Here is an 8,633-nt window from a genome sequence, read left to right on the forward strand (position 1 = left end):
ATAACCATGTTCCCAGACCGTATCTTCTCCGGCATGCGGCCCACCGGGTCGCTGCACCTCGGCCACTATCACGGCGTGCTGAAAAACTGGGTGCGGCTGCAGTCCGAATACCCGTGTTTCTTCTGTGTGGTCGATTGGCACGCGCTGACGACGCACTACGAAACGCCCGAAGTGATCGAAAAGAACGTGTGGGACGTGCTGATCGACTGGCTCGCGTCGGGCATCGATCCGGCGCAGGCTACGCTCTTCATCCAGAGCAAGGTGCCCGAACATGCGGAACTGGCGCTGCTGCTCGGCATGAGCACGCCGCTCGGCTGGCTCGAACGCGTGCCGACCTACAAGGAGCAGCAGGAAAAGCTGAAGGACAAGGACCTGTCCACCTACGGCTTCCTCGGCTATCCGGTGCTGATGGCGGCGGACATTCTGCTGTACCGCGGCTCGCTCGTGCCGGTCGGCGAAGACCAGGTGCCGCACGTCGAAATGACGCGTGAAATCGCGCGCCGCTTCAACTATCTGTACGGCCGCGAACCGGGCTTCGAAGAGAAGGCGAATGAAGCGGCCAAGAAGCTGGGCGGCAAGCGGGCCAAGCTTTATCACGAGCTGCGCAACGCCTATCAGCAGGAAGGCGACGACGAAGCACTCGAGCAGGCGCGGGCGATGTTGCAGGAATCGCAGAGCCTGTCGATGAGCGACCGCGAGCGTCTGTTCGGCTACCTCGAAGGATCGCGCAAGATCATTCTGGTCGAACCGCAGGCCATGCTGACCGAAGCGTCGCGCATGCCGGGTCTGGACGGCCAAAAAATGTCGAAGTCGTACGGCAACACGATCGGCCTGCGCGAAGACGCGGAAACGATCACGAAGAAGGTCCGCACCATGCCGACCGATCCGGCACGCGTGCGCCGCACCGATCCGGGTGATCCGGACAAGTGCCCGGTGTGGCAACTGCATCAGGTCTACACGGACGAAGCCACCCACGAGTGGGTGCAGAAGGGCTGCCGAACAGCAGGAATCGGTTGCCTCGAGTGCAAGCAGCCGGTGATCGAAGGCATTCTGCGCGAGCAGCAGCCGATGCTCGAGCGCGCGCAGAAGTACATGGACGATCCGTCGTTGTTGCGCGCGATCGTCGCCGACGGCTGCGACAAGGCCCGCAAGTTCGCCACGGAAACGATGCGCGACGTGCGCGAGGCGATGGGCCTGTCGTACAACTGAGCGCGGCACTGAAGCAATGAGCACTTCGGTTGCCACGTCGGACGGTCCCTCGCACGGAAACGGCGAACCGTCGCGCTGGGTGCGCCATTGGGCGCATCTGGTCGCGCCGGGCGGCGCGGTGCTCGACGTGGCGTCGGGGGCAGGGCGGCATGCGCGGTTCTTTGCATCGCTGGGCCATCCGGTGACCGCGCTCGACCGCGATGCGGCTGCGCTGGACCTGATGCGCGACGAGCCGCGCATTACCACGCTCGCGGCCGATATCGAAGGTGCCGCATGGCCCTTGCCTGCCGAGGCGAAATTCGCCGCGATCGTGGTCACGAACTACTTGCACCGGCCGCTGTTTCCGCAGCTATTGCGCTCGCTCGCGTCCGGCGGCGTACTGGTTTACGAGACCTTCGCGCAAGGCAACGAAAGGGTCGGCAAACCGTCTAACCCGGCGTTTTTGCTTGCACCCGGCGAGCTGCTCGAGGTGGTGCGCGGCCACCTCCGTGTGGTCGCATTTCAAGACGGATTTCTCGCGCAGCCGCGCCCGGCTTACGTCCAGCGGATATGCGCAATTATGGAGGCGGATCGCTCGGCCGAGCGTGCAGATGCGGCACCCCCGCGTTGTTACGAGCTGGCTGGCTAATCCGCTACAATCGCGGTTTACCTGATCAAATTCATGGCGTTTCATGACTAACGGCAATCAAAGCAGCACTGGCGGCGTTCAGATTCGCGGCAGCATCCCTGCCATCATTACTCCGATGCTCGAAGACGGCGGCCTCGATCTGCCGGCGTTTCGCAAACTGATCGACTGGCATATCGCAGAGGGCACGAACGCACTGGTCGTAGTCGGCACGAGCGGCGAGTCGGCCACGCTGTCGGTCGAAGAACACGTGCTGATGGTCAAAACCGCAGTCGAGCACACAGCGGGCCGGATTCCGGTGATCGCGGGCTCGGGCGGCAATTCCACCACCGAAGCCATCGAGCTCACGCAGCAGGCGAAAGACGTCGGCGCGGACGCCACGCTGCAGGTCGTGCCGTACTACAACAAGCCGACCCAGGAAGGCATCTATCGCCACTTCGCGAAGATCGCCGAAACTGTCGATCTGCCGGTGATCCTGTACAACGTGCCGGGCCGTACGGTCGCGGACATGAGCAACGAAACGATTCTGCGTTGCGCGCAGGTGCCGGGCATCATCGGTGTGAAGGAAGCGACCGGCAATATCGATCGCGCCGCGCACCTGATCAAGTCGGCGCCCGCCCATTTCGGCATCTACAGCGGTGACGATCCCACGGCGATCGCGCTGATGCTGCTTGGCGGCCACGGTAATATTTCGGTCACCGCGAACGTCGCGCCGCGCGCCATGAGCGATCTGTGCAAAGCTGCGCTTGCCGCTGACGCGAAGACCGCCCGCGAGATCCATCTGAAACTCCTGTCGCTGCATAAGAACCTGTTCATCGAGTCGAATCCGATTCCGGCGAAATGGGCGTTGCAGCAACTGGGTCGTGTGCAGGGCGGAATCCGCCTGCCGCTCACGCCGCTCGACGCGCAATACCACGAAGTGGTGCGCGGCGCGCTGCGCGAAGCGGGTCTGCTGGGCTAAACGGGCTCAAACCCGCACCCCCAGCGCTCAAGAAAGCCTGCCACCGGCATTCCCTTAACCGACGTCGATCCAGCCCACGTTCCCGGCACACAGAACCAGGCACCGCGTTCCAGCATCACGAAGGACCTCATGAAACGTTCCGCACTTTCCCTCCACGCAACCCGCATGGCGGCGCTGGCGCTTGCCCTGGTAACGCTCGCCGGCTGTGACACGCTGAACGACTGGTTCGCCTCCGACCGCGTCAACTACAAGGGCGCGGGCAGCGCACCGCCGCTCGCCGTTCCGGGCGATCTGAGCACCACGCCGACCGATCAGCGCTACGTGGCGCCGCCGGCCAACCTGGCGCTGGGCGGCGCGCAGCAACGCGCGGTCACCGCCGCAGGCAATTCCACCGAAGGCCAGCCGAATGCGCAAGACCCGCTGGGCATGCACATCGAGCGTGACGGCGATCGTCGCTGGCTGGTAGTCGACGGCCGCACGCCGGAACAACTGTGGCCTCAGTTGCAGGAGTTCTGGCAGGAAAACGGCTTCGCGCTGAAAACCGATGCGCCGGCCACGGGCATCATGACCACCGACTGGGCTGAAAACCGCGCCAATATCCCGGACGACTGGTTCCGTCGCACGGTCGGCAAGGTGATCGACTTCGCTTACTCGTCGGGTACTCGTGACAGCTTCCGCACGCTCGTGTCGCGCGGGCCGGCTGAGACGACGGACATCTCGATCACGCATAGCGCGATGGAAGAAATGCTGACGGGCCAGGACAAGACGTCGTCGCGCTGGGAAGAGCGTCCGCGCGATCCGGCGCTGGAAGCGCTGTTCCTGACCAAGCTGATGCAGAAGTTCGGCCTGACCGAAGCACAATCGAAGCAGCTCCTGACCGATGCGCGTTCGGCTACCGCGCCGGCCACGATCGACCAGAGCGCGGGCGCATCGACGCTCGACCTGCAGGAATCGTTCGACCGGGCATGGCTGCGCGTGGGTCTCGCGCTTGACCGTACCAACTTCACGGTCGACAACCGCGACCGCGCGAAAGGCATCTACTACGTGCGTTACGCGGACTCGATGCAGGAGCTGAAGAAGGAAGGGCTCTTCGGCAAGCTGTTCTACAGCGGCAATTCGTCGAAGAAGCCGGGTCAGGAATTCCTCGTCAATGTGCGCTCGAAGGGCGACACCGTGACGCAGGTGGCGGTGCTGGACGCGAACGGGCAGGTGGATAACTCGTCCGACGCGCAGCGCATCGTGACGTTGCTGCACGCGCAACTGAACTAAGCGGGCTGTGCGCTTCGCCAGTCTCGGCAGCGGCAGTGAAGGCAATGCCTTGCTGGTGGAAGCGCAAAGCGGCGCGACCACCACGCGCGTTCTGCTTGATTGCGGCTTTTCGGCCAAGGAAGTCGAGCGACGTCTGACGCGGCTCGGCGCGAGCGTCGAGGGTCTCGACGCCATTCTGATTACCCATGAACACAGCGACCACATTGGTAGCGCGCTGACGCTGGCGCGCAAGTGGTCGATTCCGTTGTACATGAGCTGGGGCACCGCCCGCGCGGTGGGTGCCGACGAAGCCGACGTCGACCTCCAGGTGCTGTGGGGCGACGAAGCGGTGGCGATCGGCGACCTCAGCGTCCTCCCTTACACCGTTCCTCACGACGCCCGCGAGCCGCTGCAGTACGTGCTCTCCAACGGCGCGAGCCGGCTTGGCGTGCTGACGGACGTCGGCACTTCCACGCCGCACATCAGCGCGGTGCTGAGCGGCTGCGACGCGCTGGTGCTCGAATGCAATCACGATGTCCGAATGCTGGCGGGTAGCCGGTATCCCCAATCGCTGAAGGCGCGTATCGGCGGTAATCATGGGCATCTGAACAACGAAGCCGCGGCTGAAATCCTGGCCTCGCTCGACCGTTCGCGCTTGCGCCATCTGGTGGCCGCGCATCTGAGCCAGCAGAACAACACGCCGGAACTGGCGCAGGCCGCCATGGCGGGTGTGCTGGGCGCCGCGCCGACCGAAGTGGTGGTCGCTTCTCAGGATGAAGGCTTCGCCTGGCTGAGCTTGTGATCCGTCTCTGATTGCCTGGCATCTGACATCGCCATGTCCGGCGATTCACCGCTGACATGCCGGCAGTGCAATGAAAAAAGCCCATGACGATCGCTCGCCATGGGCTTTTTCTTCAAGGCCGGCGTTTCAGGCGCCGCGCCTTGGGTCAGACTTAGTTGCGGTTGCCGCCAAAGATGCCGAGCAGCGCGAGCAGGTTGACGAACACGTTGTACAGATCCAGATAGATCGCGAGGGTAGCGGTGATGTAGTTCGTTTCACCGCCATTCACGACGCGCTGGACGTCGAACAGCATGTAGGCCGAGAAGATCACGATGGCCAGCACCGACACCGTCAGCATCAATGCCGGCAGGTGCAGGAACACGTTGGCGACCGAAGCCAGCAGCAGCACGATGACGCCCATGAACAGCCACTTGCCGAGACCCGAGAAGTCACGCTTGCTGACCGTGGCGATCGTTGCCATGGAGGCGAAGATCACACCAGTGCCACCAAAGGCGAGCATGATCAGCGACGGGCCGTTCGAAAAACCGAGCACGAAGCTCAGGATGCGCGACAGCATCAGGCCCATGAAGAACGTGAAGCCGAGCAGCACGAACACGCCGATGGCGCTGTCTTTGGTTTTCTGGATGGCGAACATGAAGCCGAAGGCGATCGCGAAGAACGCCAGCATGCTCATGCCGGGGCTGGTGGCGGCGAACAGCGAGAAGCCGGTTGCCACGCCCACCCATGCGCCGAGCACGGTCGGAATCATGGACAGCGCGAGCAGCCAGTAGGTGTTCCGTAGTACGCGGTTGCGCGTTTCGACCGTGCTGACTGCGCCATTGCGGCCAAAGCTATACGGATGATCGTTCATGGTCTCTCCTTACCTCAGAAGCGTGTTGCGTAATGGTTGTGCCGCGGGTTGCGCAGCAGGTGGTGCGTCAGGTAGTGCAGCGCCGGCCGGAATGCTTGCCGCCAGTCGCAGGGTGTTCATCCCTAAGATTGGCGCGGTGGCAGGGAGTTTCAATACCCGGAAAATGTCCACACGACCTACGCTACCAGTATTCAGAAACTCCTGCTTGGAGTCTTTCAATGTTGTAAGGGTTCAATCGCAATCATACACGGGAACATGCTACAATAGCGGATTCATTTGAATCTGTAACCTCTTAATTTTTTGGAGTTTTTATGGCGATCGAACGCACCCTGTCGATTATCAAGCCGGACGCAGTGGCCAAGAACGTGATCGGTCAGATCTACAGCCGTTTCGAAAACGCTGGCCTGAAGATCGTGGCTTCGCGCATGGTCCACCTGTCGCGCGCTGACGCAGAGAAGTTCTACGCTGTGCACGCTGCACGCCCGTTCTTCAAGGACCTGGTCGATTTCATGATCTCGGGCCCGGTGGTCGTGCAAGCGCTGGAAGGCGAAAACGCGATCCTGAAGCACCGCGACCTGATGGGCGCAACGGACCCGAAGAAGGCAGAAAAGGGCACGATCCGCGCTGACTTCGCTGACAGTATCGACGCTAACGCGGTGCATGGTTCGGACGCCGCTGAAACGGCTGCAATTGAAATCGCGTTCTTCTTCCCGCAAGTGAACGTCTACTCGCGTTAAGCGGGTATGGGCAGGTTTGAGCGCGTCTGAGCGCGCTTGACCTGTAAGGCGCGATCCGCGCGATTCGTGCGCTGCCGTTGGATTTGTCGCACGAATCCGCACGAACAGCCCGGCAAAGTAGTAAGGTAAAGCAGCAGGAATGGGCGCGAACGGCATTGCGTTCATGCAGCTTGTTGCATGAACGTAGTCTCGCACTGAAATGGCAGGATTCGATATGACGAGCAGTCCCACCGTCAACCTTCTCGACCTTGACGCCCAAGGGCTTGTCGCCTACTGCGACAGCCTGGGCGAGAAGCCGTTTCGCGCCAAGCAATTGCAGCGCTGGATCCACCAGTACAACGCTGCCGATTTCGACGGCATGACCGATCTGGCGAAGTCCTTGCGCGAAAAGCTCAAAGGGCGCGCAACGATCACGATGCCCGGCATCGTCAGCGACAATATTTCGACCGACGGCACGCGCAAGTGGCTGATCGACGTCGGCAACAGCAACGCGGTTGAAACCGTATACATTCCCGAAGAAACGCGTGGCACGCTGTGCGTGTCGTCGCAGGCCGGGTGTGCGGTCAACTGCCGTTTCTGTTCGACCGGCAAACAGGGTTTCTCCCGCAATCTCACCACCGGCGAAATCATCGGCCAGTTGCGTATGGCCGAGTTCGCGCTGCGCGCGACGCGCGGCACGGACGGTGGGCGCGCCACGGGCGGTGACGGCAAAGGCGAGCGCGTCGTCACGAACGTGGTGATGATGGGTATGGGCGAGCCGCTGCTCAATTACGACGCGGTGGTGCCCGCCATGCGCCTGATGCTGGACGATAACGCGTACGGCCTGTCGCGCCGCCGCGTCACGCTGTCCACCTCGGGCGTCGTGCCGATGATGGACCGGCTTGGCGCCGATCTGCCGGTGGCGCTCGCGGTATCGCTGCACGCACCGAGCGACCCGCTGCGCGACATGCTGGTACCGCTGAACAAGAAGTATCCGCTGCGCGAATTGATGGCCGCTTGCCAGCGCTATCTGAAAGTCGCGCCGCGCGATTTCATTACGTTCGAATATTGCATGCTCGACGGCGTGAACGACAGCGAAGCGCAAGCCCGCGAATTGCTGGCGGTTACACGCGACGTACCGTGCAAGTTCAACCTGATTCCGTTCAATCCGTTCCCTGAATCGGGCCTCATCCGCTCGAAGCCGGAACAGATCAAACGGTTTGCACAAGTGTTGATGGACGCGGGCGTCGTCACCACAGTGCGTAAGACACGCGGCGATGATATCGACGCTGCCTGCGGTCAGTTGGCCGGTGCGGTGAAAGACCGCACGCGCCTCGCTGAGCGCACCGGGAAGGCGGCGAAGATTATCGAGGTGCGCGCCGTGTAATCGCGCGAGATAGTGGGGCGCGAGCGTTCGGAGGAAAGCGATCCGGGCGCGCGAAAATGCTCCACGCCATCCGCGATTGAAAAGAAAGTTTGCAGAAGCGATCGGAAGCGGCACACAAGGCCGCGCATTTTGTTATAAACGGTCTGCGATTCGGGCGCGAGGCTTTGGCCCGTCCGGGTTGCACGAGTGAAAAAGAATCGACGCGAAAGGATTTGGGATGAGTGAGCCGCAGCACCCGCAGCCGCAGCCGCAGGACACAGATACAAACGAAGGCCATCCGGCACCAGTCGCCCGGGCGGTGGTGCAGCCTGTTGAGCAGCCGGGCCCGGCGAGTTTTGATTCCCTGGCGGCAGTTGGCGCGCGCTTGACCCAATTGCGTGAACTGAAGGGCTGGACGATCGAAGACGTGTCAGCGCGCCTGAAGGTCTCCGTCACCAAGCTGCGTGCGCTCGAATCGGGCGACATCAGCCATTTGCCGGACACGACTTTTGCGCTCGGCGTGGTGCGCAGCTACGCGAAGATGCTCGGCGCCGATCCCACGCCGTTCACGCAGGCTTTGCGCCGCGAGAAGGGTGTGCCCGCGCCGGATCTGTCGATGCCGGCCTCGTCAGGCAAGGATTTGCCGCGCGGTCGCGTATCGCTGTCGCTCGGCGGCAGCGGGCAAAAGAGCCGCTCGTGGCTGTGGGGCATTGCAGCGGTGGTCGTCGCGGTGATCGCGCTCGGCATGTGGCATACCAATGGCGGTGATTCGTCGGCGTGGCTCGCACGATTGAAGGCGAGCGCTAACGGCACCGCGGGTGGCGCGACCGGCGCATCGGGCGCGGTGGCACAGGGT

Annotated in this window: 9 protein-coding genes; 8 read left to right on the plus strand and 1 reads right to left on the minus strand. The window is 62.6% G+C overall.

Features of this window, described 5'->3' with window-relative positions; translation table 11 throughout:
* Positions 1–6: 6 nt before the first annotated feature.
* The 5 genes from FSO04_RS31305 (at position 7) to FSO04_RS31325 (ending at position 4,845) form a co-directional block, all read left to right on the plus strand.
* Positions 7–1,209 carry a tryptophan--tRNA ligase gene (locus FSO04_RS31305; protein ID WP_154565476.1) on the plus strand — a complete coding sequence of 401 codons (1,203 nt, stop codon included), beginning with the start codon at positions 7–9 and terminating at the stop codon, positions 1,207–1,209.
* Positions 1,210–1,225: 16 nt separating this feature from the next.
* Entirely contained in the window at positions 1,226–1,837 is a 612-nt protein-coding gene (locus FSO04_RS31310; protein WP_154565477.1) for a class I SAM-dependent methyltransferase, read from the plus strand.
* Between the two features lie 43 nt (positions 1,838–1,880).
* Positions 1,881–2,795 carry a 4-hydroxy-tetrahydrodipicolinate synthase gene (dapA, locus tag FSO04_RS31315; protein ID WP_093633532.1) on the plus strand — a complete coding sequence of 305 codons (915 nt, stop codon included), beginning with the start codon at positions 1,881–1,883 and terminating at the stop codon, positions 2,793–2,795.
* Positions 2,796–2,924: 129 nt separating this feature from the next.
* Complete coding sequence (gene bamC / locus FSO04_RS31320; protein WP_154565478.1) at positions 2,925–4,064, plus strand: outer membrane protein assembly factor BamC; 1,140 nt, start codon at positions 2,925–2,927, stop codon at positions 4,062–4,064.
* Between the two features lie 7 nt (positions 4,065–4,071).
* Positions 4,072–4,845, plus strand: a complete 774-nt coding sequence (locus tag FSO04_RS31325) for an MBL fold metallo-hydrolase (RefSeq protein ID WP_168435913.1) — start codon at positions 4,072–4,074, stop codon at positions 4,843–4,845.
* Between the two features lie 151 nt (positions 4,846–4,996).
* Here the strand turns inward: FSO04_RS31325 and FSO04_RS31330 are convergent, their stop codons facing one another.
* Positions 4,997–5,695, minus strand: coding sequence for a Bax inhibitor-1/YccA family protein (locus tag FSO04_RS31330; RefSeq protein WP_054038214.1), 699 nt, complete (start codon positions 5,693–5,695; stop codon positions 4,997–4,999).
* A 311-nt stretch (positions 5,696–6,006) separates the two neighbouring features.
* Here FSO04_RS31330 and ndk point away from each other — a divergent pair, with 311 nt between their 5' ends.
* The 3 genes from ndk to FSO04_RS31345 all read left to right on the plus strand — a co-directional run.
* Positions 6,007–6,432, plus strand: coding sequence for a nucleoside-diphosphate kinase (gene ndk, locus FSO04_RS31335; protein WP_154565479.1), 426 nt, complete (start codon positions 6,007–6,009; stop codon positions 6,430–6,432).
* Positions 6,433–6,646: 214 nt separating this feature from the next.
* Positions 6,647–7,798, plus strand: a complete 1,152-nt coding sequence (rlmN, locus tag FSO04_RS31340; protein WP_028199529.1) for a dual-specificity RNA methyltransferase RlmN — start codon at positions 6,647–6,649, stop codon at positions 7,796–7,798.
* Between the two features lie 217 nt (positions 7,799–8,015).
* The coding region (locus tag FSO04_RS31345; protein ID WP_154565480.1) for a helix-turn-helix domain-containing protein at positions 8,016–8,633 on the plus strand (618 nt) is incomplete at its 3' end.

Origin of the sequence: Paraburkholderia madseniana, from assembly GCF_009690905.1 — a bacterium.
GTDB classification, from domain to species: Bacteria; Pseudomonadota; Gammaproteobacteria; order Burkholderiales; family Burkholderiaceae; genus Paraburkholderia; species Paraburkholderia madseniana.